The organism is Streptomyces sp. NPDC005141, assembly GCF_053599975.1.
Window position 1 is genome coordinate 149,730 of record NZ_JBSFYW010000003.1, and the last position, 24,611, is coordinate 174,340.

General features: G+C 73.2%; 24 protein-coding genes. 17 read left to right on the forward strand and 7 right to left on the reverse strand.

What is annotated here, in order from left to right:
• Nucleotides 1–18 precede the first annotated feature (18 nt).
• The 4 genes from ACWD68_RS03530 to ACWD68_RS03545 all read left to right on the forward strand — a co-directional run bounded on the left by ACWD68_RS03530 (nt 19) and on the right by ACWD68_RS03545 (nt 4,099).
• Complete coding sequence (locus tag ACWD68_RS03530; RefSeq protein WP_451804916.1) at nt 19–945, forward strand: S66 peptidase family protein; 927 nt, start codon at nt 19–21, stop codon at nt 943–945.
• A gap of 224 nt (nt 946–1,169) precedes the next feature.
• The gene (locus ACWD68_RS03535) at nt 1,170–1,421 is read left to right on the forward strand and encodes a DUF1049 domain-containing protein (RefSeq protein ID WP_451804804.1); all 252 of its coding nucleotides are present in this window, start codon (nt 1,170–1,172) and stop codon (nt 1,419–1,421) included.
• Nucleotides 1,422–1,444: 23 nt separating this feature from the next.
• Nucleotides 1,445–1,993, forward strand: a complete 549-nt coding sequence (locus tag ACWD68_RS03540) for a GNAT family N-acetyltransferase (protein WP_451804805.1) — start codon at nt 1,445–1,447, stop codon at nt 1,991–1,993.
• Between the two features lie 129 nt (nt 1,994–2,122).
• Nucleotides 2,123–4,099: a DUF5107 domain-containing protein gene (locus ACWD68_RS03545; protein WP_451804806.1), complete on the forward strand. Its 1,977-nt coding sequence runs from the start codon at nt 2,123–2,125 to the stop codon at nt 4,097–4,099.
• A 109-nt stretch (nt 4,100–4,208) separates the two neighbouring features.
• Here the strand turns inward: ACWD68_RS03545 and ACWD68_RS03550 are convergent, their stop codons facing one another.
• Nucleotides 4,209–4,556 (reverse strand): VOC family protein, encoded by a 348-nt coding sequence (locus ACWD68_RS03550; RefSeq protein WP_451804807.1) that lies wholly within the window; start codon nt 4,554–4,556, stop codon nt 4,209–4,211.
• A 140-nt stretch (nt 4,557–4,696) separates the two neighbouring features.
• Here ACWD68_RS03550 and ACWD68_RS03555 point away from each other — a divergent pair, with 140 nt between their 5' ends.
• The 4 genes from ACWD68_RS03555 (at nt 4,697) to ACWD68_RS03570 (ending at nt 9,788) form a co-directional block, all read left to right on the forward strand.
• Nucleotides 4,697–5,188 (forward strand): phage holin family protein, encoded by a 492-nt coding sequence (locus ACWD68_RS03555; protein ID WP_451804917.1) that lies wholly within the window; start codon nt 4,697–4,699, stop codon nt 5,186–5,188.
• Between the two features lie 197 nt (nt 5,189–5,385).
• Nucleotides 5,386–6,924: an NAD(P)/FAD-dependent oxidoreductase gene (locus tag ACWD68_RS03560; protein ID WP_451804808.1), complete on the forward strand. Its 1,539-nt coding sequence runs from the start codon at nt 5,386–5,388 to the stop codon at nt 6,922–6,924.
• Nucleotides 6,921–8,768, forward strand: a complete 1,848-nt coding sequence (locus ACWD68_RS03565) for a transketolase (RefSeq protein WP_451804809.1) — start codon at nt 6,921–6,923, stop codon at nt 8,766–8,768. The genes ACWD68_RS03560 and ACWD68_RS03565 overlap by 4 nt, the downstream gene beginning before the upstream one ends.
• Nucleotides 8,769–9,053: 285 nt before the next feature.
• Nucleotides 9,054–9,788 carry a GvpL/GvpF family gas vesicle protein gene (locus ACWD68_RS03570; RefSeq protein WP_451804810.1) on the forward strand — a complete coding sequence of 245 codons (735 nt, stop codon included), beginning with the start codon at nt 9,054–9,056 and terminating at the stop codon, nt 9,786–9,788.
• Between the two features lie 221 nt (nt 9,789–10,009).
• On the opposite strand, the gene ACWD68_RS03575 is transcribed toward ACWD68_RS03570, so the two are convergent.
• Both ACWD68_RS03575 and ACWD68_RS03580 read right to left on the reverse strand, forming a co-directional pair.
• Nucleotides 10,010–10,831: a class I SAM-dependent methyltransferase gene (locus tag ACWD68_RS03575; RefSeq protein ID WP_451804811.1), complete on the reverse strand. Its 822-nt coding sequence runs from the start codon at nt 10,829–10,831 to the stop codon at nt 10,010–10,012.
• Nucleotides 10,832–11,091: 260 nt separating this feature from the next.
• Entirely contained in the window at nt 11,092–12,591 is a 1,500-nt protein-coding gene (locus tag ACWD68_RS03580; protein ID WP_451804812.1) for a phosphatase PAP2 family protein, read from the reverse strand.
• 104 nt (nt 12,592–12,695) lie between these two features.
• Here ACWD68_RS03580 and ACWD68_RS03585 point away from each other — a divergent pair, with 104 nt between their 5' ends.
• The 3 genes from ACWD68_RS03585 to ACWD68_RS03595 all read left to right on the forward strand — a co-directional run bounded on the left by ACWD68_RS03585 (nt 12,696) and on the right by ACWD68_RS03595 (nt 15,440).
• Nucleotides 12,696–14,315 (forward strand): ABC-F family ATP-binding cassette domain-containing protein, encoded by a 1,620-nt coding sequence (locus tag ACWD68_RS03585; protein ID WP_451804813.1) that lies wholly within the window; start codon nt 12,696–12,698, stop codon nt 14,313–14,315.
• Between the two features lie 292 nt (nt 14,316–14,607).
• Nucleotides 14,608–14,850 (forward strand): DUF6158 family protein, encoded by a 243-nt coding sequence (locus ACWD68_RS03590; RefSeq protein ID WP_385700992.1) that lies wholly within the window; start codon nt 14,608–14,610, stop codon nt 14,848–14,850.
• Nucleotides 14,847–15,440: a TIGR03086 family metal-binding protein gene (locus ACWD68_RS03595; RefSeq protein WP_451804814.1), complete on the forward strand. Its 594-nt coding sequence runs from the start codon at nt 14,847–14,849 to the stop codon at nt 15,438–15,440. The genes ACWD68_RS03590 and ACWD68_RS03595 overlap by 4 nt, the downstream gene beginning before the upstream one ends.
• A 213-nt stretch (nt 15,441–15,653) precedes the next feature.
• Here ACWD68_RS03595 and ACWD68_RS03600 read toward each other — a convergent pair whose 3' ends face one another.
• Complete coding sequence (locus ACWD68_RS03600; protein WP_451804815.1) at nt 15,654–16,037, reverse strand: DUF2795 domain-containing protein; 384 nt, start codon at nt 16,035–16,037, stop codon at nt 15,654–15,656.
• A gap of 250 nt (nt 16,038–16,287) precedes the next feature.
• Between ACWD68_RS03600 and ACWD68_RS03605 the strand changes: the two genes are divergently transcribed.
• On the forward strand, nt 16,288–17,082 hold the full coding sequence (locus ACWD68_RS03605; RefSeq protein WP_451804816.1) for an RNA polymerase sigma factor SigF: 795 nt from the start codon (nt 16,288–16,290) through the stop codon (nt 17,080–17,082).
• A gap of 61 nt (nt 17,083–17,143) precedes the next feature.
• On the opposite strand, the gene ACWD68_RS03610 is transcribed toward ACWD68_RS03605, so the two are convergent.
• On the reverse strand, nt 17,144–17,584 hold the full coding sequence (locus ACWD68_RS03610; protein WP_451804817.1) for a hypothetical protein: 441 nt from the start codon (nt 17,582–17,584) through the stop codon (nt 17,144–17,146).
• Between the two features lie 34 nt (nt 17,585–17,618).
• Here ACWD68_RS03610 and ACWD68_RS03615 point away from each other — a divergent pair, with 34 nt between their 5' ends.
• The 4 genes from ACWD68_RS03615 to ACWD68_RS03630 all read left to right on the forward strand — a co-directional run bounded on the left by ACWD68_RS03615 (nt 17,619) and on the right by ACWD68_RS03630 (nt 22,316).
• Complete coding sequence (locus ACWD68_RS03615) at nt 17,619–18,137, forward strand: ANTAR domain-containing response regulator (protein ID WP_451804818.1); 519 nt, start codon at nt 17,619–17,621, stop codon at nt 18,135–18,137.
• Between the two features lie 540 nt (nt 18,138–18,677).
• Nucleotides 18,678–19,745 (forward strand): hypothetical protein, encoded by a 1,068-nt coding sequence (locus ACWD68_RS03620; RefSeq protein ID WP_451804819.1) that lies wholly within the window; start codon nt 18,678–18,680, stop codon nt 19,743–19,745.
• Between the two features lie 259 nt (nt 19,746–20,004).
• A complete protein-coding gene (locus ACWD68_RS03625) occupies nt 20,005–21,252 on the forward strand; it encodes an aminotransferase class I/II-fold pyridoxal phosphate-dependent enzyme (protein WP_451804820.1) in 1,248 nt (415 codons plus the stop codon).
• The gene (locus ACWD68_RS03630) at nt 21,249–22,316 is read left to right on the forward strand and encodes an MBL fold metallo-hydrolase (RefSeq protein ID WP_451804821.1); all 1,068 of its coding nucleotides are present in this window, start codon (nt 21,249–21,251) and stop codon (nt 22,314–22,316) included. The genes ACWD68_RS03625 and ACWD68_RS03630 overlap by 4 nt, the downstream gene beginning before the upstream one ends.
• A gap of 173 nt (nt 22,317–22,489) precedes the next feature.
• Here the strand turns inward: ACWD68_RS03630 and ACWD68_RS03635 are convergent, their stop codons facing one another.
• Both ACWD68_RS03635 and ACWD68_RS03640 read right to left on the reverse strand, forming a co-directional pair.
• Nucleotides 22,490–23,113: a DedA family protein gene (locus ACWD68_RS03635; protein WP_451804918.1), complete on the reverse strand. Its 624-nt coding sequence runs from the start codon at nt 23,111–23,113 to the stop codon at nt 22,490–22,492.
• Between the two features lie 65 nt (nt 23,114–23,178).
• A complete protein-coding gene (locus ACWD68_RS03640; protein ID WP_451804822.1) occupies nt 23,179–23,952 on the reverse strand; it encodes an MBL fold metallo-hydrolase in 774 nt (257 codons plus the stop codon).
• Between the two features lie 84 nt (nt 23,953–24,036).
• Here ACWD68_RS03640 and ACWD68_RS03645 point away from each other — a divergent pair, with 84 nt between their 5' ends.
• Entirely contained in the window at nt 24,037–24,516 is a 480-nt protein-coding gene (locus ACWD68_RS03645) for a hypothetical protein (RefSeq protein ID WP_451804823.1), read from the forward strand.
• Nucleotides 24,517–24,611: the final 95 nt, after the last annotated feature.

A 24,611-nucleotide genomic window follows, 5' to 3' on the forward strand; every position in this document is an offset into this window, starting at 1 on the left:
ACCCGAGCGACCGCACCGATCACCCCCCTGACCAGGCCCGCGCGGCTCACCCCGGGGGCCCGGGTCGCCGTCGTCGCGCCCAGCGGGCCCATCCCCGAGGAACGGCTGGTGGCCGGCCTCGACATCCTGCGCGGCTGGGACCTCGACGCGGTCGTGGCCCCCCATGTCCTGGACCGGCACAGCGAGTTCGGCTACCTGGCGGGGACGGACGCCGACCGGGCCGCGGACTTCCAGGCGGCGTGGTGCGACCCGGACGTGGCCGCCGTGCTGTGCGCCCGCGGTGGATACGGCGCTCAGCGCATGGTCGACCTGCTCGACTGGGACGCCATCCGGGCGGCCGGCCCCAAGGTCTTCCTCGGGTTCAGCGACATCACCGCACTGCACGAGGCGTTCGCGACCCGGGTGGGGCTCGCGACCCTGCACGGGCCGATGGTCGCAGCCGTCGACTTCCTGAAGAACACCCGGGCACAGGACCATCTGCGGGCGACTCTCCTCGAACCCGAGTCGGTACGGACCATAGCCTCCGGCGAAGCCGCCGCGCTGGTGCCCGGGAAGGCCCGCGGTGTCACCCTCGGCGGCTGCGCGAGTCTGCTGGCCGCGGACCTCGGCACACCGCACGCCCGTACCTCCGCCCGGGGCGGACTGCTCCTGATCGAGGACATCGGCGAGGAGGCCTACCGGCTGGACCGGATCCTGACCCAACTGCTGCGCGCCGGCTGGCTCGACGGGGTGGCCGGGATCGCGCTCGGCTCATGGGTGGACTGCGGACCGTACGAGGGACTGCGCGCCGTGTTCGCCGACCGGCTCGGCGGGCTCGGCGTGCCGGTCGTCGAGCACTTCGGGTTCGGGCACGCCGAGGGGGCGCTGACGATGCCGTTCGGGCTCCGGGCCGAACTCGACGCGGACGCGGGGACCCTGACGCTGGACGAGCCCGCCCTGGCCTGACGCCGCCGTCGCCTCCGCCGATGCCCTGGCCTGCCGGCGCGGCCGGGCAGCGGCGGCGAGATCGTCCTCGCGGCCGAGCACGGTGCCCGTCCGCTCGTCCGCGCATCCGCCCGTCGGCTCGCCCGCCGACCGAGCTCCGCGTGGCCGGATGTCCCCGGCGGCCGGAGTCACCCGGAGGATGCCCCCGCCGCGCGTACCGGCGCCTTCCGGATCATGCTGGGCGCATGAGTCCGAAGACCTCCGAGAGCGTCGGCGCGAGCGGCGGCAAGGGCACCCGCGAAGGGCTGCTGACGCCGGCCAGGGTCACCGTCGCCCTGCTGGCCGTCCTTGCTCTGATCTTTGTCTTCGAGAACACCCGCAGCACCAAGATCCGGCTGCTCGTCCCCGAGGTGACCATGCCGCTGTGGATGGCGCTGCTCGCCACCGGACTGATCGGGGCACTGTGCGGTGCGTACGCCATGAGGCGCAGGCGCTGAAGGCGCTCGCGTAAGGTGACGGGATGCCTGAGAACGCCGGTTATCTCGCCGAAGGCCCTCGCGTGGGCATACGGCACTTCACCCAGGAGGACGGTGCGGAGTTCACCGCGCGGGCCAGGGAGAGCAAGAGCCTGCACCAGCCGTGGCTCTTCCCGCCGGGCAGCGCCGACGCCTACGCCGTCTACGCGGGGCGGCTCATCGAGGACCCGACCAAGGCCGGTTTCCTCGTCTGCGAACGGGACGGCGGGGGAATCGCCGGTTTCATCAACATCAACAACATCGTCGAGGGCGGCTTCCTGTGCGGAGCCCTCGGCTACGGCGCCTTCGCGCATGCCGCCGGACGCGGGCTGATGACCGAGGCGCTCGACCTCGTCGTGCGGTACGCCTTCGGGCAGATGGGGCTGCACCGGCTGGAGATCAACGCGCAGCCCGGCAACACGGGGTCGATCGCGCTCGCCCGGCGCTGCGGCTTCCGGCTCGAGGGCTTCTCGCCGGACTTCATCCACATGGACGGTGCCTGGCGGGACCACGAGCGCTGGGCGATCACCGCGGAGATGGTCGCGCCCCGCTGAGCGTCCGCGCCCCGCTGTGCATCCGAGCCCCGCTGTGCGTCCGCGGACCCGGCCGTCGCCGCCTTCGCGGAATCCTGATCCGATTCTGACGAGCGGAGACCCTGGTCAGCAGGCCGATGACCATGTTCCATGGTCATCGTGACGACGATCCGACGTGACGTACTGAACCTCCCGGTGGCGGAGTTGGGCCCGAACAACCCGCTGCCGCCCCTGCGGCCCCTCGACGAGATGCACCGTATCGACGACCGCGACCGCGTCGGCCTGCCGCGCGACATGGCCCGGCAGATCGGGTACGAGCCGCTGCGCAGCGTGCTGCCGGAGCGCATCCGGGACGGGTACGGGCGAGAACGCGCGCTCCGTGAACTCGACACGATCGTGATCGAGAACGACCGGCTGCGCGCCACCGTGCTGCCCGGCTTCGGCGGCCGGGTCGTCTCGCTCCACCACAAGCCCACCGACACGGAGCTCCTCTACCGCAACCCGGTGCTCCAGCCCGCCTGCTTCGCCCTCAACGGAGCCTGGTTCTCCGGCGGCATCGAGTGGAACATCGGCGCCACCGGGCACACCACCCTGTCGTGCTCACCCGTCCACGCCGCCCGCGTTCCCGCGCCCGACGGCGGTGAGATGCTGCGCCTGTGGGAGTGGGAACGGCTGCGCGACCTCCCCTTCCAGGTCGACCTGTGGCTGCCGGACGGCTCCGACTTCCTCTACGTCGGTGTGCGCGTCCGCAATCCGCACGAGAAGCCCGCCCCGCTCTACTGGTGGTCCAACATCGCCGTCCCCGAGGAGCGCCGGGTGATCGCCCCGGCCGAGGAGGCCTGGCACTTCGGCTACGAGCGACGGCTGCGCCGGGTGCCCGTGCCGGCGTACGACGGGATCGACCGGACGTACCCGCTCGGCAGTACCTTCCCCGCTGACTACTTCTACGAGGTGCCCGACGGGCGGCGCCGCTGGATCGCCGCGGTCGACGACACGGGCGAGGGACTGGTCCAGACGTCCACCGATGTCCTGCGCGGGCGCAAGCTGTTCGTCTGGGGCTCGGGGCCCGGAGGGCGGCGCTGGCAGGAGTGGCTCACCGAGCCGGGGACCGGCGGGTACTGCGAGATACAGGCCGGTCTCGCCCGCACCCAGCTCGAACACGTGCGGCTCGAAGCGGAGAGCGACGTCTCCTGGCTGGAGGCGTACGGGCCGTTGTCCGTGAGCGCCGAGACGGCGCACGGGGCGGACTGGGAGGCGGCGCGGGCGGACGTCGAGGGCAGGCTGGAGAGCGCGCTCTCCCGGGACGCGGTCGACGCCGCGTACGCCGCCTGGCTGCCGCACGCCGACACGGACCCCGGCGAGGTGCTCGCCGTCGGATCCGGCTGGGGAGCGCTCGAAGTGCTGCGCGCCGCCCACAAGTTGCCCGGTACGCCGTTCGGCGAGAGCACGCTCGGCGACGACCAGGCGCCGTGGCGGGAACTGCTGCGGTCCGGCGCGTTCCCGGAGCCCCGGCGGGTCGGACCGCCCGGCGAGACACTGGTGGCGTCGCACTGGCGCGACATGCTGGAGACGGCACCCGCCGTACCGATCGCCGAGTACCACCTCGGAGTGGCCCAGTGGCATGCCGGTGATCTCGCCCAGGCGGTGCGCAGTTGGGAGCGTGCGCTCGAACTCGCCCCGTCGCTCTGGCCGTTGCTGCGCTGCCTCGCCGTCGCCGACCAGGAGGCCGGCAACCACGAGCGCGCCGCCGACCGTTATGCCGAGGCCTTCGACGACCTGTGCCGGGAGCGGCGCGACGACGGGGAACGGTGGACCGCGGCGACCGCCGCGCTCGGCCGCGAGGCCATCGAGGCGCTGCTGACGGCCGGCCGGCCGGCGGACGCGCGGGCCGTGTGGGAACGGCTGCGCCCGGCAACCCGGGACCGCGGCCGGTTCCGCCTCGTCGAGGCCGGTCTGCTGCTCGCCGAGGGCCGCCGCGAGGACGCGCGGGCGATCTTCGACGCGGGCTTCGAGGTCGCTGACCTGCGGGAGGGTGCGGAGACCATCGGGCGTCTGTGGTCCCGGCTCAGCGACGAGCCGCTGCCCGCGCGCCACGACTTCCGGATGCGGCCGCCGTCCACCCCCTGAGTCCGGCGCCGTCCGTCCCTTGAGTCCGGCGCCGTCCGCCCCCTGAGTCCGCCGGGGCCACGGTCTCGGGTGCTCCGTCACACGGTGGAGCACCCGAGACCGGCGCGGTTCAGACGAGGCGGTCCGCGTACTCGTACACCGAGCCGTCCGGGTGCACGGCGATCAGATTGCGGCCGCCGGGTGTCTCCACCGGGCCCGCGACCACGCGGGCACCGAGGTCGGTGAGGACCCGGCCGGTCTCCTCGACGTCCTTGACGGCGATGGTCGCCGCGATCTTGCGCAGCACGTCGAGCTCGGACTCCGGCCCGCTCATCAGCAGGAAGCAGCCGATCGCGGCGACCGACACACCGCCGCGCTCGAAGCGGAGGGCTCTGCCGCCCGCGAGCCGTTCGTAGAAGGGGACCGCAGTCTCCAGGTCGTCGACGCAGACGCGCAGCGTGGCTCCCAGAATCTCCATACGGGTGAGCCTAGTTGGGGGTGGGCGGAGGAGGAGATCGGTTCGGACGATCGCGGCCGCCGCGGTGCGCAACGCGTTCTGTGAGCGGGATCTTCCCGTTACGGGGCCGATCAGCCGGGTACCCGCAGACCATGAAGCGCATCGAGCACCTGGAACATCTGGAGCATCTGGACAAGGAACTCGTCGACGAGCTCACCATGGTGGCCCGCGAGACCATCCGGGACGAACTGCGCGAGCAGACACGCAAACAGCGCCGGACGGCCACCCTGTACGCCGCTTCGGGCGCCGCCGCGCTGTACGCGGGCGGCGCCCTTGTCCTCGCCCTCGGTCTGGCGCTCGCGTCCGCCCTGCCCGGCTGGGCGGCCGCCCTGATCGCCGCGGCGGTGCTCGGGGCCGCCGCGTACGCGTTGCGCGGCATGGCCCGGCCGGCCGCGCCCCGGCCGACGACCGGACAGGCAAACGAGCTCACCCCGCCCGGCCGGGTCATCGGCGGCAGCCCGCCCGCCTCTCCGCCCGGTGGCATGGGCGTGCTGTACCCCCCGATCCCGTCCGGGACGCCCGAGGTCCCCGGCACGGGCGCGGGCCCGGGTCTGTCCGACGACCCGGAGGTGTGGCTCCGCCGGGCGCGATGACCTCACTCCCGCGGTGAACGGCGCCGGTGTCGCGTCGGGCCATGAGGCCGGCAGCCCCATGGCCAGGACACCGGCGCCGAGCCGTGTCGGGTGCCGGGGTCCGGCGAGGTCGCGAAACGCCGGGCGTGCCCGTGTTTGGGCCCCTCGGTCAGGGGGACGCGGAAAGTCCGTACGAGTGACACCGTCAGAGGAGCACCGTGAGGCGACCCCGCATTCTGATCGTCGGCGCCGGCTTCGCCGGGTACCGGACGGCCCGCGTCCTGTCGCGGCTGGTCCGGCACAAGGCCGACATCACTCTGCTGAACCCGACCGACTACTTCCTGTACGTGCCGCTGCTGCCCCAGGTCGCCGTCGGTGTCCTGGAGCCACGCCGCGTCACCGTCTCGCTCTCCGGCACGCTGCCCCACGTACGCCTCGTGCTCGGCGAGGCGCGGCCCGGGGGCATCGACCTCGACGCGCGCACCGTGCGCTACACCGGCCCGGAGGGCGACAGCGGCACACTGACGTACGACCGTCTCGTCCTCGCCGTCGGCAGCGTGAACAAACTGCTGCCCGTACCCGGTGTCGCCGAGCACGCGCACGGTTTCCGGGGGCTGCCCGAAGCGCTGTATCTGCGGGACCACGTGACCCGGCAGATCGAGCTCGGCGCCGCTTCGGACGACCCGAAGAGCCGCGCCGCGCGCCGCACCTTCGTGGTCGTCGGAGCCGGGTACACCGGGACCGAAGTCGCCGCCCAGGGAAAGCTGTTCACCGACGCACTGGTGCGCAAGCAGTCGCTGCGCGAAGGTGCGCCACCGCGCTGGATGCTGCTCGACGTCGCCCCGCGTGTGCTGCCCGAGCTGGACGAACGGCTCTCGCGCACCGCCGACCGCGTGCTGCGGCAGCGCGGTGTCGACGTACGCACCGGGACCTCGGTCGAAGAGGCCACCTCCGATGGAGTGCGGCTCAGCGACGGGGAGTTCGTCGAGACCCGGACGCTGGTGTGGTGTGTGGGAGTACGGCCCGATCCGCTGGTCGAGGGACTCGGGCGGCCCCTCGAGAGGGGGCGGCTCCTCGTGGATCCGCATCTCCAGTTGCCGAGCCACGCGGAGGTGTTCGCGTGCGGGGACGCGGCGGCGGTGCCCGATCTGGAGAGGCCCGGCCACTACACGCCGATGACGGCGCAGCATGCCTGGCGCCAGGGGAGGATCGCCGGCCGCAACGTCGCCGCCTCGCTCGGCATCGGCGAGCGGCGCGCCTACCGCCACCGCGACCTGGGCTTCACGGTCGATCTCGGGGGCGTCAAGGCCGCGGCCAATCCGCTGGGCATCCCGCTGGCGGGGCCGCCGGCCGCAGCCGTCACCCGCGGCTACCACCTCGCCGCCATGCCCGCCAACCGTGCCCGTGTCGCGGCCGACTGGCTTCTGGACGCCGTACTGCCTCGCCAGGCCGTGCAGTTGGGCCTGGTCCGCTCGTGGTCGGTGCCGCTCGACACCGCCTCGCCCGAGTTGGCGAGGGTGGCCGGAGCGCCCGCGGCGCCTGAAGCACCTGAAGCGCCTGAAGCACCTGAGGCATCCGCGGTTCCCGGCGCATTGGACGCATCAGACGCATCGGGCGCAGGGGGCGCAGGGGGCGCGTCGGACGCAGGGGGCGCGTCGGACGCAGGGGACGCGTCGGACGCAGGGGACGCGTCGGGTGTGGACCGTGGACGCCCGAGTCGTCCAGGAGCCGTGAGCCGTTCGGAAGGAGCATCATGAACACCCGCCAACTCATCGATCTGGCCCAGCAATTGCGCGTCGACAGCGTGCGGGCGGCCGACGCCGCGGGCTCCGGACATCCGACGTCGTCGATGTCCGCCGCCGACCTGATGGCGGTCCTGCTGGCCAAGCATCTGCGCTACGACTTCGAACGCCCCCAGCACCCCGGCAACGACCGCCTCATCCTCTCCAAGGGGCACGCCTCGCCCCTGCTGTACTCCGCGTACAAGGCGGCCGGCGCCGTGAGCGAGGCCGAACTGCTCAGCTTCCGCAAGGCGGGCAGCCGGCTCGAAGGGCATCCGACACCCCGGCGGCTGCCCTGGGTCGAGACCGCCACCGGATCGCTCGGCCAGGGACTGCCCGTCGGGGTCGGCATCGCGCTGGCGGGCAAGCGGCTCGACCGCACCGGATACCGGATCTGGGTGCTGTGCGGGGACAGCGAACTCGCCGAGGGCTCCGTGTGGGAGGCCGCCGAGCACGCCGGGTACGAGCACCTCGACAACCTCGCCGTGATCGTCGACGTCAATCGCCTGGGACAGCGCGGGCCGACCCGGCACGGGCACGACCTGGACGCGTACGCGCGCCGGTTCCGGGCGTTCGGCTGGCACACCGTCGAGGTCGACGGCCACGACGTGGACGCGATCGACCGCGCCTTCGCCGAGGCGGAGTCCACCGGCGGACAGCCCACCGCGATCCTCGCCCGCACCCTCAAGGGCAAGGGCGTGGCATCGGTCCAGGACCGCGAGGGCCTGCACGGCAAACCGCTGCCGGACGCCGCCCAGGCGATCACCGAGCTCGGCGGTGTGCGCGACCACCACGTGGAGGTCCACCAGCCCCCCGCCGCGAGGATGCTGCACGCCGTGCGGTCCGGGCACCTCGACCTGCCGCGGTACGAGCCCGGCGACGCGATCGCCACCCGGGACGCCTACGGGCAGGCCCTCGCCGCGCTCGGCGACGCGCGCGGCGACATCGTCGCCCTGGACGGCGAGGTCAGCGACTCGACGCGCGCCGAGTTCTTCGCCAAGGCACACCCCGACCGCTTCTTCGAGTGCTACATCGCCGAGCAGCAACTGGTCGCCGCCGCCGTCGGCATGGCCGCGCGGGGCTGGGTACCGTACGCCTCGACGTTCGCGGCCTTCCTCACCCGTGCCCACGACTTCGTCCGGATGGCCTCCATCAGCGGCTCCGGCATCAACCTCGTCGGCTCGCATGCGGGTGTCTCCATCGGCCAGGACGGGCCCTCGCAGATGGGCCTGGAGGATCTGGCGATGTTCCGGGCCGTGTACGGCTCGACCGTGCTGTACCCGTGCGACGCCCACCAGACCGCGAAGCTCGTCGCGACGATGGCGGATCTGGAGGGCGTCCGCTACCTGCGCACCTCGCGCGGTGACAGCCCCGTGATCTACAGCGCCACCGAGGAGTTCCCGGTCGGCGGCAGCAAGGTGCTGCGCGCCTCCGCCGAGGACCGGCTGACGCTCGTCGCCGCGGGTGTCACCGTCCATGAGGCGCTGGCCGCCGCCGAGGCACTCGACCGCGAGGGCATCCAGGCCCGCGTGATCGACCTCTACTCCGTGAAGCCCGTCGACCGCGAGACTCTGCGCGAGGCCGCCGAGGAGACCGGCTGTCTGATCACCGTCGAGGACCACCGGGAGCAGGGCGGTATCGGGGACGCGGTGCTCGACGCCTTCACGGACGGCCGCCCCGTGCCCCGCCTGGTGCGCCTCGCCGTCCGTACGATGCCGGGCTCCGCGAGCCCGGCCGAGCAGCTGCACGCCGCGGGCATCGACGCCGAGTCGATCGCGACGGCGGCGCGGCTGCTGGTGGAGACGGCCGTGGTGCGCTGACCGGAGACCGGAGGGCACCATGGTCAGGGAGCGGACGGTGCGGGCCGACTCCCGCACCCCGCCGACGGTGGTGCGGGCCGGTCGTCGCATCCAGCCGCCGGCGGTGGTGCGGGCCGGTTGTCGTACCTGGCCGGCGGTGGTGTCGGCCGGTCGTCGCACCCCGGGCGGGCGGCGGCCGCGCCGCTTACACGGGGTGCTCGACCTGCCCGACTCGCCCAGCAGGAACGGGAGTTGCGTGACCGGCTCGTGGGGCCGGAGCTGCGTGGACCCGCGGGAGGAGACCTCATGACCACTCTGCGCTATGTCTATGCGATCTGCCGCCCCTTCCCGGCGGCGCTGTCGGCCGAACTGACCGGGGTTGCGGGGGTCCCGCCCAAGCTGCTGCGCCATGGCGGCCTGATCGCCGTGGTCGGCTCGGTCCCGGAGCGGGAATTCGGCGCGGAGCCACTGCGCCGCCGGCTGGAGGACGTGCGGTGGCTGGAGACGACGGCACGCGCCCATCAGAGCGTCATCGACGCGCTCACCGCCGTCACCAGCCCACTGCCGCTCCGGCTGGCCACCGTGCTCCGGGACGACAGCGGCGTCCGCGTGATGATGGAAGAACGCGAGGAGGAGTTCCTGCGGACCCTCGACCGGCTCGACGGGCGGGTGGAATGGGGCGTGAAGGTGTACGCCGAAACCGCCGGGCCTTCCGGTGGAACACGGGAACGCGTGGATGAATTCACGCACCGATTGCACGGCACCCTTTCCCGGTGCGCCGAGGAATCCTTGTTGCGCACCCCACGGAATCCGCCCTCTCCTCAGACAGCGGACACCAATGTTTTCGATGCCGCCTATCTGGTGCCGCGCGCGGAATCGGAGAAATTCGTGGAGCGGGTGAACGGAAGCGTGCGCGAGGAGCCGGGGGTACGCGTGGTGCTCACGGGACCGTGGGCGGCGTACTCCTTCACGGGTTCTACGGGCCTCACGGGTTTCATGGGCCTCACGGATGTCACGGGCCTCGCGAGGAACGCGCCCTGACCGCCCGAGCCCCACGAACCGCAGCCCGGGCCCTACGAACCGTAGCCCGAGCCCCACGAAACGTAGCCCGGGCCCTACGGACGGCGGCCCGAGCCGTTACGCACTGCGGCCCGAGATCCAGAACCGTTCCTGGATCTCGGGCCGTCAGGGAATCTGCTCCCCCGGGGGTTTTCCCGAGGAAAGCCTGTCATCGCCGAAGAAAGCCCTACCGCACCGCGGAATCAGGCTTCTTTCCGGCAGAGAATTTCTCCGTGCAGCACGGAGAACCAGGCGTCCTCCTGCCGCCCCCACTGCCGCCAGGCGTCCGACACCGCCCGCAGCTGCTCCGTGGTCGCGTGCCCCCCTTCAGTGGCGCGCTCCGCGTACGCCGAGGCCACCGTGCGGTCCGCCCACAGGCCGCTCCACCACTCCCGCTCGCTCTCGGTGGCGAAGGTCCAGGTGCTCGACGTGGCCGTGATGTCCCGGATACCGGCGGCCAGCGCCCACGATTTGAGACGCCGGCCCGCGTCGGGCTCGCCCCCGTTGGCGCGAGCGACCCGCAGGTAGAGGTCCTGCCAGTCGTCCATGCCCGGTACCGCCGGATACCAGGTCATGGCCGAGTAGTCCGACTCGCGGACCGCGATGAGGCCGCCCGGCTTGGTGACCCGGTGCATCTCGCGCAGCGCCTGCACCGGATCGCCCACGTGCTGGAGCACCTGGTGGGCGTGCACCACGCAGAACGTGTTGTCCGGATACTCCAGCGCGTGGACGTCGGCGACCGCGAACTCGACGTTGTGCAGGTCGCGTTCGGCCGCCACCCGGCGGGCCTGGTCCAGGATGCCGGGCGCGTGGTCGACGCCGGTGACATGCCCGTCCGGCACCCGTTCCGCCAGGTCGGCGGTGATGGTGCCCGGGCCGCAGCCGATGTCGAGGATCTTCATGTGCGGCTTCAGCGAACCGAGCAGGTAGGCCGCCGAGTTGGCGGCGGTGCGCCAGGTGTGCGAGCGCAGCACCGACTCGTGGTGGCCGTGGGTGTAGACGGCGGTCTCCTGCGACTTCGACATGACCGTTCCCCTTCTCGTCCTGCGGGCCTCGCTCGGGTGTCTGCCGACTCCGCGAGGCGATGCCATCACCGTACGCGTCCATGTCGAATAATGAGACCTGCATCTTGCCATGTGGACAGCCTGGATGGGGTGTTGCGCGAGCGGGGCGTGCCGCTGGGGTCACGGAGTCGGATAGTCACCCGAGCACCCGAGCACCCGAGCACCCGAGCACCCGAGCACCTGAGCGCCCGCGGGAACGGTGTCAGTGCGAGGGAGCGGCGTCAGTGCGCGGGGAGCGGGCGGTAGACGGTCAGTGCCTCGGGGCTCTTGCGCAGCGTCACCTCGCCGCTGACCTCGGTGACTTCACCGTCGTAGGCGAGAAGCGTGCCCGGAGCGACACCGTCGATGTGCAGATGTCCCACCCGCACGGCCGCGTGGGCGGGGGAGCGTGTCAGCGGGCCCGCGAAGGCGGCGGCCAGCAGACGCATCGCGGGATGGCGGCCGCCGTGCACGACCCGTACGTCCAGCCGCCCGTCCGCGAGGTCGAAGCGGCGGGCGGGCGCCAGGCCCATCCGGTGGTAGGTGCCGTTGCCGGCGAACAGCAGCCACAACGGGTGCGTGCGTCCGCCGAGTTCGGCCCGCAGCGGGTGATGGTCGGCGCGCAGCACGCGCAGGGCGCCGAGCACACCGGCGGGCCAGCTGCCGATCACCTTGGACCAGTTCTCCCGCTCGCGCACCAGCTCCGGGTAGATGCCCAGGCTGCAGGTGTTGAGGAAGATGCCCTCCTTGTCGCCGGACGCGAACCGGCCCACGTCCACCTGGACGGCCTCGCCCTCCTGGAGCGCGCGGACCAGATCGCGTTCACCCTCGACCCCGAGGTCATGGGCGAAGTGGTTGAGCGTGCCGCCCGGCAGGACGGCGAGGGGGACGCGGTGGCGCAGCGCGACCTCGGCCGCGGTGTTCACCGTGCCGTCGCCGCCGCACACGCCCAGCACCCGGGCGCGGCTCGCCGCCTTCTCCAACTCCTCCCGTATGCCGGAGGGTTCGCACTCCACCACCTCCGCGTGCGGCAGCGCGGCGGCCAGCGCGCCGACCCGCTCCGCGCTGCCCGAGCCCGTGTTGGCCACGATGACCAGGCCCTCGCCGTCGGGCAGCGCGGGCGCGTCCACGCGCGGCCGGCCGGCCGGGGTCACCTGGTCCCGGGTGGGCACCAGTCCCCGTACGGCGTACGCGGCGCCGACGCCCAGGGCCGCACCGGCCAGGACGTCGCTCGGAAAGTGGACGCCGGTGTAGACGCGGGACACTGCGACCGCCGCCGCCAGCGGTGCGACGGCCGCGCCCCAGCCGCGGGACTCCAGCACCACACCCGTCGCGAAGGCGGCGGCGGAGGCGGCGTGCCCGGACGGGAACGACGTGGTGATCGGCTGTCGCTTCAGCTGCCGGACGGCGGGCACCGGGTCCAGTCCGGGGCGGGTGCGGCGCACCGAGCGCTTGCCGATCGTGTTGATGGTGGCGGAGGCGAGGGCGAGCGAGGCGACGCCCCGGGCGGCGGCCCGGCGGGCCCGCGGAGTGCGGCTCGCCGCCACGGCGGCGGCGGTGGCGAACCACAGGACACCGTGGTTCGCGCTGCGGCTCAGCCGCGGCAGCACCGGGTCGCCGCCCGGCCAGTGCCGCGCCGCGACCGCCTCGAAGACCCGGCAGTCCACTGCCAGGAGGCGGTCCCGAAGGGCATGGCGGCCCGGAACGAGGGCGGTGAGGTCGACGTCTGGGGTCGGGGTCATGCGGGTGCGTCTACCCCGGATCGGCCGGTTCCTCGCCCCCGCGCCGGGCCCCGGTTCGGATACGCGTTTGCCCCTCACCCCCGCTCCCCGGAGAATGCCTGCCCATGGGACATCTCGAAGCCGCACACCTTGAGTACTACCTTCCCGACGGGAGGGCGCTGCTCGGCGATGTGTCGTTTCGGGTGGGGGAAGGGGCCGTCGTCGCCCTGGTGGGGCCCAACGGCGCCGGTAAGACGACGCTGCTGCGGCTGATCTCGGGGGAGCTCAAGCCTCACGGGGGGACCGTCAACGTGAGTGGCGGCCTCGGCGTGATGCGGCAGTTCGTGGGGTCCGTGCGCGACGAGACGACCGTGCGGGACCTGCTCGTCTCCGTGGCCCCGCCCCGGATCCGCGAGGCGGCGAAGGCCGTGGACGCCGCCGAGCACGCGATGATGACCGTGGACGACGAGGCGGCGCAGCTCCGCTACGCGCAGGCGCTGTCCGACTGGGCCGAGGTCCGCGGATACGAGTCCGAGACCCTCTGGGACATCTGCACGACGGCCGCCCTCGGTGTCCCCTACGAGAAGGCGCAGTGGCGGCTGGTCCGGACCCTGTCCGGGGGCGAGCAGAAGCGCCTGGTGCTGGAGGCGCTGCTGCGCGGCACCGACGAGGTGCTGCTGCTCGACGAGCCGGACAACTATCTCGACGTGCCCGGCAAGCGCTGGCTGGAGGAGCGGCTCAAGGAGACCCGCAAGACCGTGCTGTTCGTCTCCCACGACCGTGAGCTCCTCGCCCGCGCCGCCGCGAAGATCATCAGTGTCGAGCCCAGCCCGACCGGCGCGGACGCCTGGGTGCACGGCGGCGGTTTCGCGACGTATCACGAGGCCAGGCAGGAGCGGTTCGCGCGCTTCGAGGAGCTGCGCAGGCGCTGGGACGAGAAGCACGCCCAGCTCAAGAAGCTGGTGCTGAACCTTCGTCAGGCGGCCTCCATCAGCCATGAGTTGGCGTCCCGCTACGCGGCGGCGCAGACCCGGCTGCGGAAGTTCGAGGAGGCCGGACCGCCCCCGGAGCCGCCGCGCGAGCAGGACATCAGGATGCGGCTGCACGGCGGGCGGACCGGGGTGAGGGCGGTGACCTGCAAGGGGCTCGAGCTCACCGGCCTGATGAAGCCCTTCGACCTGGAGATCTACTACGGCGAGCGCGTCGCCGTCCTCGGCTCCAACGGCTCGGGAAAGTCGCACTTCCTGCGGCTGCTCGCGGGCGGCGATGTCGCGCACACCGGCGAGTGGAAGCTCGGCGCCCGGGTGGTGGCCGGTCACTTCGCGCAGACGCACGCCCACCCGGAACTGGAGGGCCGCACGCTCCTCGACATCCTGTGGACCGAGCACGCGCAGGACCGCGGAGCCGCCAGCTCCAGGCTGCGCCGCTACGAGCTGACCGCCCAGGCCGAGCAGCGCTTCGAGAAGCTGTCGGGCGGCCAGCAGGCGCGTTTCCAGATCCTGCTCCTGGAGCTGGAGGGCTCGACCGCCCTGTTGCTGGACGAACCGACCGACAACCTCGACCTGGAGTCCGCCGAGGCGCTTCAGGAAGGCCTCGAGGCGTACGAGGGGACGGTCCTGTCGGTCACCCACGACCGCTGGTTCGCGCGGTCCTTCGACCGCTACCTGGTCTTCGGCTCGGACGGCCGCGTCCGGGAGACGCAGGAGCCGGTGTGGGACGAGCGCCGCGTGGAGCGCGCCCGGTAGACCGCGGGGAACGGTGGCCAGGCCCGGGGGACCTGGCGCGGAGCCGGGAACGCCGGCCTTCGCCGGGGAGCCGCTGTGCGGTGGTGCCGGAAGGCCGGCCCGTCGAGGCTGGGCCTGCCTGTCCCGGCGAGGCTGGGCCCGCCGGTCTCGGGGAGGCCCGGCACCCCGGATGTTCGTAGAGTGGTGGGAGAAGGTCTCGATCCATGGCTCCCACCCGGACGCCGCTCGGGGCAAGGCTTGCCCGGACGGGTGCCCGGACCGCACCGACGGCCACGACGAGCGGGGTAGCACCATGACCGGAGTCGACCCGGACCGGCTGGACGACCAGCAGCTGATGAAAGAGCTGGAGGCCATCCACCGCACCCGCCACGACACGCTGCTGCACGGTTCGAACGACGCGCTGCACACCCACAACGTGCGCATGGCCCAGCTGGAGGGCGAGTATCTGCGCCGTCACCCGCGTCGGCCCGTCTCGGCGGGCCGTACCCGTGACGGCGCCCGGGACCGCGGACCCGCGGGGGTGCCGCCGGCATGACCGACCCGCATCCGACCGACCCGCATCCGATCCTGACCCGGCAGACGGAGGCCCTGGACCTCTTCGGCCGCCGCGTCCACGCCGTCCGCGACGACCAGTGGGACGCCCCCACGCCGTGCTCCGCCTGGAGCGTGCGGGACCTGGTCGGCCATCTCGTCTCCGAGCAGGCGTGGGTGCCCGCACTGGTACGGGACGGCGACACCGTCGACTCGGTCGGCGGGGCCCTGGCGGGCGACCTGCTCGGCCCCGACCCGGCCGCCGCCTGGGACGCCGTGGCCGATGCCTCCCGGGCCGTGTTCGCCGAGCCGGGCGCGCTCGACCGCACGGTCCATCTCTCGTTCGGCGACATGCAGGCGGATGACTACTGCGCGCAGCTGGTCACCGACCTCACCGTCCACACCTGGGACCTGTCCCGCGCCATCGGCGCCGACGAACAACTCCCCGCCGATCTGCTGACCTTCGCGGTCCGTGAGGTCACCCCGCACGCGGCGGAGCTGGAGAAGAGCGGGCTCTTCTCCGCCCCGGAGGAACCGCCGCCCGGCGCCGATGTCCAGACGAAACTGCTCTGCCTGGTCGGACGGCGCCCCTGAGGGCACGCGCCGCCCGGCTCGGCACGCGCAGAGCCCACTCGTGCGGGCCGTCCGCGGACGCGGGGCGTACGCGACCGCCCGTGCACCTTCCGTGAGCGGGCCGTCGTCTTCGGTGACGGCTCGCCTCGGTGACGGCCCGCCTCGGTGACGGCCCGCGCCGGCGACGTCACCGGCGCGGGCCGTCCTCACCGCGTGCGTAAGCCCCCGGTGGCCCTAGGGGCTCCCCGTTCCCATGACCGCTTCCGCCAGTTCGCGCGCCGTGCCGTAGCGCGCCGTGACCGGCAGCAGCTCCAGCGACGCGGTGAGGCCGTCGGGGGCGTTCTTCCCGCGCAGGACACGGATCAGCTCACGGGGTCCCGCGGGGAACGAGGTACGGCCCAGGAACCGCGCCAGTTCCAGGCGCAGCGCCGCCAGGGAGCCCTGCGCTCCGTTCGGCACCACCGGGCCTCCCGCGATCACCGGATCGTCGTCGGCGGCCGGCTCCGGGTCGTGCCACTCCTCGGTCCGGGTGGGGTGCCCTGACCTGAGGAAGTCGCGCAGTTCGTGCTTCATCTCCTCGTCCCGGTGAACACTCAACCGGTCACTGCCTCGCTGCATGAAATCCCTCCAGAGGTTCGAGGTGGTGATCGCGTACCCGACGACCCCGGCCCGACACGTCCGCCCGCCGGCCGGGTGGAGCCGGGTGTTTGTCCCGCATGGCGCGGGGCAGACGCAGTTGCAGTGCTTCGGACAGGAGGCACGTTCGTGGGAGCGGCTCCGCCGCCACGGGCGTACCCCTCCGATGCACGGGTGCGCTCCCACGGTGACTGTCCAACCCAAGGCACCATCAAGGGAGTTGCGACCCACCATGCGAACTCAAGCGAGCGCGACGCACCATTCGCACGACGACGCCCCCGACACCGCGGAGGCGTTCCGCATGCTCGCCACGCTCCCCCCGGGTCAGCAGCGCGACACGCTCCGCGAGGAGATCGTCGAGTCGTGGCTGCCGATGGCCGACCGGCTCGCGGGACGGTTCCGCAACCGTGGCGAGAGCCCTGACGATCTCCGTCAGGTCGCGGCGCTCGGTCTGGTCAAGGCCGTCGACCGCTACGACCCCGAGCTCGGCAACGCCTTCGAGAGCTACGCGGTGCCGACGATCACCGGCGAGATCAAGCGCCACTTCCGTGACCACATGTGGACCCTGCACGTGCCGCGCCGGGTCCAGGACCTGCGCAACCGGGTCCGGTTCGCCGGCCAGGACCTGTCGCAGACCATCCCGGGCCGCCGGCCCACCGTCGCCGAGATCGCCGAGCACGCCCGGATGAGCGAGGAGGACGTCCGCACGGGCCTCGAGGCCCTGGAGAGCTTCACCGCGCTCTCCCTGGACGCCGAACTGCCGGGCAGCGAGGACGGCTACTCCCTCAGCGACGCCCTCGGTTCGCCCGATCCGGCCCTCGACATCGTCATCGACCGCGAGGCCGTCAAGCCCCGGCTCCAGGCACTGCCCGAGCGGGAACGCGCCATTCTCTACATGCGGTTCTTCAGCGACATGACCCAGAGCCGGATCGCCGACGAGCTGGGCATCTCCCAGATGCACGTCTCCCGCCTCATCACCCGATGCTGCACCCGGCTGCGCGACCAGATCATGCGCGACGCGGCCTGAGGGACGGCCGATCGGCCCGGCCGATCGGCCCGGCCGGGTGGTCGTCCGGAGGGCCGCCGGATCAGTCCGACCACGAGAGCCTCAGGGCGATATGACGTGAGATCAGGTCCATCGCCTGTGCCTCGGCCATCGAGAAGGCGAGCCGGCCGCCGCTCCTGAACAGCGTCACCACCCCGCGTACGGAACCGGACACGCCGGGCAGTGGCACACACAGCAAGGACGTCACGTCGGCCCGGACGAGGACCGGGGCGCCCGAGGCGTCGTGCCCGAAGGGGTCCATGTCGTCCGGACGCACCTGCAGGGCCGTGGACCCGCCGCGTACCGCCTCGGCGACGAGGGGGCACGCGGCGGGATCCTGCGCGGCCACGGCCGCCACCTCCTCGCCGCACCCGGGCGGGCCGAGCACGGCCGTACGGGACAGCCGCCCGGATCCGGCCCCGGCATCGGCCACCACCCAGTCCGCGAACCGCCCGTGCAGCATCCCGGCCGCCCGGTCCAGCACCGCTGCCCACCCCGACCTCGCCGGACTTGTCTCGGTGCAACTGCGCTCCGGCGACGGGCCGATCCCGGCCCCTCTGGAACGCGTCGAACGCGTCGACTCGGCGGACCTGCTGGCCGAGGAGCGCTGGCCCGGGTACCGGGCGATGGCCCTCGACGCGGGGGTGCGCTCCAGCGTGACCGTTCCCTTTCGCCGCGCCGGGCTGACCGTCACCCTCAGCCTGTGCAGCTTCCGGCCCGGCGCCCTCGGAGACGCCCCGCACGGAGCAGCCCGCGCGCTCGGCGACCACGCGGCGACCTGCCTGGTCCGCGACCGTTCCTACCGCGCGGCGCTCACCGAACTCGACCAGTTGGGCGCCGCGCTGCGCTCCCGGCCCGTCATCGACCAGGCGTGCGGCATGGTGATGCATGTCCTGGGCTGCGACGCGGACCGGGCCTTCGCGGTCCTGCGCCGGATCTCCCAGGGCACCAACCGCAGGCTGTCCGACGTCGCCGCGGCCGTCGTGGACAAGCGGGGACACGGACTGGAACGGGAGTTGGTCCCGCCGACCGAATGAGGGGGAGGAGGAGGGAGCGCGGGAGGAGGAGAGAGCGAGCGAGAGGAGCCGTCGCGTCCGGGGGACCGGTGGCGCTCGCGCCCATGGGTGCGGCTCTCTCCTGCGCGGAGGTGCCGCCGCCGTCCTGGGTGTGGATGGCGCCGCTGTTCCCATGGTGTGGCGGTGGCCCCTTTGGTACGTGGGGAACACGACGGCTGTCGTACGCGCCGACGGCGGCCCCTGTCGTACGTGGGGACCACGGCGCCTGTCGTACCCACCGGCGGCGGCAGCTGTCGCACGTGCCCGGCGACGGCAGGCTGTCGTAAGTGGTGAGCGGTGGGTGTCGTGCGTGCCGGGCGGTGGGCGTCGTACCTGCGGAGGCGACGGATGCCGTACCGGGGGATCGGCCGCCGCCCTGCTGCGATGTCACCCGCTCGGGCCCCTGTTTTCCCGCGAATGGTGCCCGGCCGTTCGCGCCCGGCGACCCGGCGGGCTCTGATGGGCCCGAGGGACACGACGGCCGTGGCTCTCGGACCGCAGCCCGCCGAAGGAGCCCCGCTCATGCGCCGTACCGCCCGTGTCCTGTACGCCACCGCCCTGGCCGGCGCCGCCCTGGGCGCCGCCGCGTCGGCCGTGTCGGCGGATCCGGCCGCGGAGGTCAGCCCGGGCTCCGTCGAACCCGGCGGCACCCTCACCATCACGGTCACCTGTGACGCGATCGGGGGAACCCTGCCCGACTTCATCGACGCCAGTTCCCAGGGCTTCGAGAACGGCAAGGTCCAACTGCATCGCGTCGAGGGCGCCACCGCGAACGCCGCGGGCGCCGCCGCCTACAGCGGCACGGCCCGCATCCCGGCTGGCGAGCCCGGCGAAGCTCCCGACACGGCCGGCAGGACGGGTTCCGACGCGGGGCGCGGCTCCGACGGGGCGGGCCCCGGCACGACGGCTTCCACCGACGCCAAGAATCCCGGCATCGTCAGCGGGGGAGCGGCGAGCCCGGCTCCCGGGAGCTCGGACACACGCGCGCCCGACGCTCTGGCACCGGCACCGGCACTGGCTCCGGTGGCCGGGGACCCGGTGGTTCCCGATCCGGTGGTCCCCGACCCCGGAGTCCCCGATCCGGCGGCCCCCGACGTCATGGGTCCGGAGACGGTGGGCCCGGACGACGTGGGTCCGGACACCGTGGGTCCGGACACTGTGGGCCCGGACGAGGTCGGCCCCGACGCCGTGGGCCCCGACACGGTGGGCCCCCAGACGGTCGATCCCGGCACGGTGGGTCCGGACAAGGCAGCCCCGGATGCCGGCGGCGGTTCGCGATGGAACGTGGAAGGCGTCTGCCCCGCGCCGCCGGGAGGTCACGGGAAACAGTGGACCGCGTCGTACTCCGTGGCCCGGGGCGCCGTGGCGTCGCACGGTACCGACAGCGGCACCGGCACCGGCACCGACGCCGGTTCCGGTTCCGGTTCCGGTTCCGGAACCGGCGAGCATCCCCCCGCCGTCCAGCGCGGTGTGGAAGCCGGTGAGGGCGGCGTCTTCACCGACTCCGTGCCGGCTCTGGTCGCCGGCGGTGTGCTGATCGCCGGGGCCGTGGGCGCGGCCGTCCACCGGCTCCGCCAACGGCACCGGTAGTGGGGTGGGCGACACCGTGACGATCGACGGCGCGACAGATGACGACGTGACGGGCACGATCTCCGGAGCACTCCCGGAGCACTCCCGGAGCACTCATGAGTGCACTCTGGGACGGCGTGTCTCTGGACGGTGAGAGGCCGACAGCGCGGAGGACCAGCCGCGCGAGGTGAGCCGTACGCGGAGTCGGAAGCACCCGGAACCGTATGGACAGGCAGGCTCCGGAACAGGGCACGGCGGTACGCACGGTGCGGAGGCAGGTATGCGGCGGACGGCCCCGGAAGGCCATGGACCGGTCCGGTACGGGCCGCCGCTGCCCGACCAGGGCCTGCCCGTCCTTCCGGAACTCCGCTCCGTACTGGCCGCCGCGGCGGACCGGTCCGACGCCGCGCTCTTCGGCGGCGGCCCCGCGCTCCTCGACGCCGCCCGCGGCTACTGGACCCGGCGCGGACTGCCCGCCCCGGCCGACCGGGTGGTGGCCGCCCCCGGAGCCCCCGCCCTGCTGCTGGCCCTGACCGGAGCGCTCGGCGGCGACGTCCTCGTGCCCCGCCCGTGCGCCGCGTGGTGGGCGCCGCAGGCACGCCTGCTGGGCAGATCCGTCTTCCATGTGGCGACGCCCGCGGAGTGCGGCGGCGTCCCCGATCCCTACGCCCTTCTGGAGACCGTCCGCAGAGTCCGCGCGGAGGGCGGCGACCCGCGTCTGCTCCTGCTGTCCGTGGCCGACGACCCCACCGCCACCGTCGCACCGCCCGAGGTGGTGCACGAGACCGTGGAGGCCGCGGCCGGCGAGGGGCTGCACATCGTCAGCGACGAGACCTGGCGCGACACCCTGCACCGGCCGTACGACACCGTGCTGCTCAGCCCCGCCGAGATGCTCCCCGACGACGTCACCGTGATCACGGACCTCGCGGGCCCCTTCCTGCCGCAGGGCTGGCCGGCCGCCGTCGCGCGCTTCCCCGACAACGAGTCGGGTGCTCTGCTGCGCTCCCGCGTCCTCGATGTGCTCACCGTGCTCGGCGCCCGCGTCGCCGAACCGGTCGCCGCGGCGGCCGCGTACGCGCTCGGCGAGCCCGCCGCGATCACCGGGCGGCTCACCGCCGCCGTACTCCTGCACGCGAGCGTGGCCGGAGCCGCCCACCGCGCGGTGACCGGATCCGGTGCCGTCGCGCGGCCCCCGCAGGCCGGCAGGCACCTCTACGTCGACCTCGGCCCGCTCCGCTCCGCCCTCGGCGCGCACGGCGTCGGCGACGCCCAGGACCTGGAGGACTTCCTCTCCGCCCGGCTCGGCATGCCCGCGCCGGGCGGACACCGCTTCGGCGACGACCTCGCCGCCCTCCGTGTCCGCCTCGGCACCGGGCCGCTGCTCGGCACCACGGACGGGGAGCGGGAGGAATCCCTCGCTTCCCCGACGCCGCTGGAACTGCCGCATGTACACAGCGCGTTGACCCGGTTGGGGTCGGCCTTCGACGATCTCCGCGACGACGCTCAGCGATGGGAGTCTCCTCGATGACGCAGCAGTCCGAGTCGACCACGAGCAGGACGGCACAGGACTCCGACGATCCCGCGCCCCCGCCCGGACCGGCGCCGGGGCACCCCGCCGTCCTTCCTCCCCTCGCCGAGCCCCGCCCGCTCGGTGAGCGGCGCAGCTGGCCCCGGTCCTTCGTGGACCGGCTGACCGCGCCTCTGCCGGGGCTGCGGGCCTTCGCGCGGTTCGCCCGTGAGGGTGCCCTGCGGCCCGGCACCGAGGGGCTCGCCGACATCCCGGTGCTGCCCTTCGATCCGGCACCGCTGCCCCGCGTGGACGTCCGCACCGTCGCCGTCTCCTGGGCGGGGCACGCGAGTTGGGTGATCCGGATCGGTGGGCTCACCGTTCTCACCGACCCGGTCTGGTCGCGCAGGATCATCGGCACCCCGGCCCGGATCACCCCGGTCGGTGTGGCCTGGAGCGCGCTGCCGCGCGTCGACGCGGTCGTCATCAGCCACAACCACTACGACCACCTGGACGCGCCGACCCTGCGCCGACTCCCGCGCGACACACCGGTTTTCGTACCCGCGGGACTCGGACGCTGGTTCAGGCGGCGCCGGTTCACCCGGGTCACCGAGCTGGACTGGTGGGAGGCGGCCGAACTGGACGGCGTCCGCTTCGACTTCGTCCCCGCCCACCACTGGTCCAGGCGCAGCCTCACCGACACCTGCCGCACCCTGTGGGGCGGCTGGGTCCTCACGGCGCCCGAGGGGCGGCGCGTGTACTTCGCGGGCGACACCGGATACGGCCACTGGTTCTCCGGTATCGGGCAGCGCCACCCGGGGATCGACCTGGCCCTCCTGCCGATCGGCGCGTACGACCCCCGCTGGTGGCTGGGCGATGTGCACTGCGACCCGGAAGAAGCGGTGCAGGCGGCCGTCGACCTGAACGCGCGGCGGATGGCGCCGATGCACTGGGGCACGTTCGTGCTCTCGGCGGAACCGGTCCTCGAGCCCCTGCGACGGGTGCGGGCCGCCTGGGACCGGGCGGGTCTGGCACGGGAGGACCTGTGGGATCTGGCGGTGGGGGGTTCCCGGGTATTGGAGTGACCGCGTCTCCGAGCGGAGCGGGCTTGCCTTCTCCGAGCGGAGCGGGCTTGCCGTCCCCGAGCCGAGTGGGCCTGCCGTCCCCGCGCGGAGAAGTCGTCGCGTCCCGGAGCAGTCGTCGCGTCCCCCTGAGGGGACGCGACGCACCCTTGAGTCGGGGCGGGGCGACCGCGTCCCTACGAGGGTGCCGTCCTGCGGATCCTGCGCCACACACTCGGCGCCGCGCTGATCGCGAGGGTCAGGCCCACCGCCGCCACCACGCCCTCCCACGGCTCACTGAAGAGGGAGCCACCGAGGATGCCGATGACCTGGTAGGTGGCCGCCCACGCGAGACACGCCGGAACATCCCCGCGGGCGAAGGTGCGCAGCGGCATCTTCGCCATCAGACAGGCCAGCATCACCGGGATGCGGCCGGCCGGCACGAGACGGGACAGGACGAGGACGGCGATGCCGTGGTCGCCGAGCTTCTCCTGAGCCCGGGCGAGCCGGTCCTCGGGGGCACGTAATCGGATCGCCTCCAGCCAGCGTGATCCGTTCTTCGAGCCCATGCCCCGCCGGCCGAGCCAGTAGAGCGACATGTCACCGATGAAGGCCGCCACCGAGGACACCAGGAACACCATCAGGAGCGCGAGGGGCGCCGTCTGGTGGAAGGCCACCACCGCGGCCGAACTCACCAGAGCGCCCGTCGGCACCACCGGTACCAGCGCGCCGATCAGTACCAGCAGGAACAGGGACGGATACCCGATCGCCTGCTGGGTGGACTCCGGCGGCACGGTCGTGGCCGTGGCGGACAGGAACAGCGCCGGGGCGGTGGCCTTGACCGACAGGAAAGAGGGAGCCACCGCTCCTGCGGCGGGCCAGACAATCACCGAGCGGCCTCCGGACGCACACTCTCGCCGTGCTCCAGCAGGTGCACCGCCACCCGGGGCGCACGCTCGGCCGCCAGGCGCACGAACTCCGCACCCGGCGCATGGAATTCATGGGGGCGCACGGCATCCATCCCGATGGGCCAGAACGTGCCGTAGTGCACCGGCACAGCGCTGCGCGGCAGCAACGCGGCCAGCGCCTCGGCGGCACGTCCCGCGTCGAGATGCCCCTCCCCGAGATACGGCCCCCAGCCGCCCACCGGCAGCAGGGCCACGTCGACCGCGCCGACCTCCTCGGCCATCGACGCGAACAGCCCCGTGTCCCCGGCGAAGTACGTCCGCGCCTCGCCCTCGACCACGTACCCCACGGCGAGGGAGCGGTGCGGTCCGACCGGCAGCCGCCGTCCGTCGTGCCGCGCCGACACCGTGCGTACGACCAGGTCACCGACCTGGGTGCGATCGCCGGGCACGACCTCGGTGAGCCGTAGATGGTCCAGCTTGCGCAGGCCGGGAACCGAGAGCGCGGCGCCCCGCGGCACGAGCAGCCGGGTGCCCGGAGCCAGCCGCGCCAGCGACGGCAGATGCAGATGGTCGGCGTGCAGATGGGAGACGAGCGCCACGTCGGCGACCGCCGCCGGGGGAGGGGGCGGCGCCCCGCGCCTGCGCCGCAGATGCGCGAGCCGGCGCGCGAAGAGCGGATCGGTGAGCACGCGTGTCCCGGAGTCCTCCAGCGTGCAGGTGGCGTGCCCCCACCAGGTGATCTCCACCGGCACCTCTTTGCCTCCTTCGCGCGACTCCCCCCGAGCCTACGGGCAGGAGTAGGGTCGGCGGCGAAACCCGGAGGTGAGGGGGACGCCATGGGAGACGCACGCGCTGCCTCCGGCACGCACGCCCTCAAGCGCTCGGACGAACCGAGCGGCCAGGCGTCGCGCCCCCCGTCGCTCCGCGTCACGGCGATCGCGAGCCTGACCCCCTTGGAGGAACTCGACGAGGAGCCCTTCCTCGTCGACTCCCGCAGCCAGCACGCGATGTGTGCCCGCTGGGCCGCCGAGCGCGGCTATGTCGTCACCCGGGAACTCCTCGTACGCGGTCTGCGCCCGGACCACCGCAGCCTGTGGGCGGACGTCGAGGCCGGCCTCGTGGATCTGTTCGTCGCGCCCAGCCGCCGGGTGCTGGAGCGCGCTCTCGCCTCGGTCGAGGAGTTCACCGCCGAATGCGTGCGCCGTGGTGTACGCGTCGAGACGGTGGGCAGCGCCGAACCCTCGTACGACGCTCAGATGAAGGCCCGGGTCCACCGCCGTCTGTCGATGCCGACGGCCGGATACGACGGCCGCTGATCTCCCGCCCCGGGGACTCCCTGCGGGGTTCCCTGCGGACTCCCGGGGGCTTCCGGGGACATCCTGGCCCGTCCGGCCGTTGTGACAGGGTGGGA

Bases quoted from the DNA above. Each gene is read 5' to 3' on its own strand.
- ACWD68_RS03535 (WP_451804804.1), top strand. From the start codon at position 1,170: ATGAGTCCGAAGACCTCCGAGAGCGTCGGCGCGAGCGGCGGCAAGGGC.
- ACWD68_RS03540 (WP_451804805.1), top strand. From the start codon at position 1,445: ATGCCTGAGAACGCCGGTTATCTCGCCGAAGGCCCTCGCGTGGGCATA.
- ACWD68_RS03545 (WP_451804806.1), top strand. From the start codon at position 2,123: ATGGTCATCGTGACGACGATCCGACGTGACGTACTGAACCTCCCGGTG.
- ACWD68_RS03550 (WP_451804807.1), bottom strand. From the start codon at position 4,556: ATGGAGATTCTGGGAGCCACGCTGCGCGTCTGCGTCGACGACCTGGAG.
- ACWD68_RS03565 (WP_451804809.1), top strand. From the start codon at position 6,921: ATGAACACCCGCCAACTCATCGATCTGGCCCAGCAATTGCGCGTCGAC.
- ACWD68_RS03570 (WP_451804810.1), top strand. From the start codon at position 9,054: ATGACCACTCTGCGCTATGTCTATGCGATCTGCCGCCCCTTCCCGGCG.
- ACWD68_RS03575 (WP_451804811.1), bottom strand. From the start codon at position 10,831: ATGTCGAAGTCGCAGGAGACCGCCGTCTACACCCACGGCCACCACGAG.
- ACWD68_RS03580 (WP_451804812.1), bottom strand. From the start codon at position 12,591: ATGACCCCGACCCCAGACGTCGACCTCACCGCCCTCGTTCCGGGCCGC.
- ACWD68_RS03585 (WP_451804813.1), top strand. From the start codon at position 12,696: ATGGGACATCTCGAAGCCGCACACCTTGAGTACTACCTTCCCGACGGG.
- ACWD68_RS03590 (WP_385700992.1), top strand. From the start codon at position 14,608: ATGACCGGAGTCGACCCGGACCGGCTGGACGACCAGCAGCTGATGAAA.
- ACWD68_RS03595 (WP_451804814.1), top strand. From the start codon at position 14,847: ATGACCGACCCGCATCCGACCGACCCGCATCCGATCCTGACCCGGCAG.
- ACWD68_RS03600 (WP_451804815.1), bottom strand. From the start codon at position 16,037: ATGCAGCGAGGCAGTGACCGGTTGAGTGTTCACCGGGACGAGGAGATG.
- ACWD68_RS03605 (WP_451804816.1), top strand. From the start codon at position 16,288: ATGCGAACTCAAGCGAGCGCGACGCACCATTCGCACGACGACGCCCCC.
- ACWD68_RS03620 (WP_451804819.1), top strand. From the start codon at position 18,678: ATGCGCCGTACCGCCCGTGTCCTGTACGCCACCGCCCTGGCCGGCGCC.
- ACWD68_RS03625 (WP_451804820.1), top strand. From the start codon at position 20,005: ATGCGGCGGACGGCCCCGGAAGGCCATGGACCGGTCCGGTACGGGCCG.
- ACWD68_RS03630 (WP_451804821.1), top strand. From the start codon at position 21,249: ATGACGCAGCAGTCCGAGTCGACCACGAGCAGGACGGCACAGGACTCC.
- ACWD68_RS03645 (WP_451804823.1), top strand. From the start codon at position 24,037: ATGGGAGACGCACGCGCTGCCTCCGGCACGCACGCCCTCAAGCGCTCG.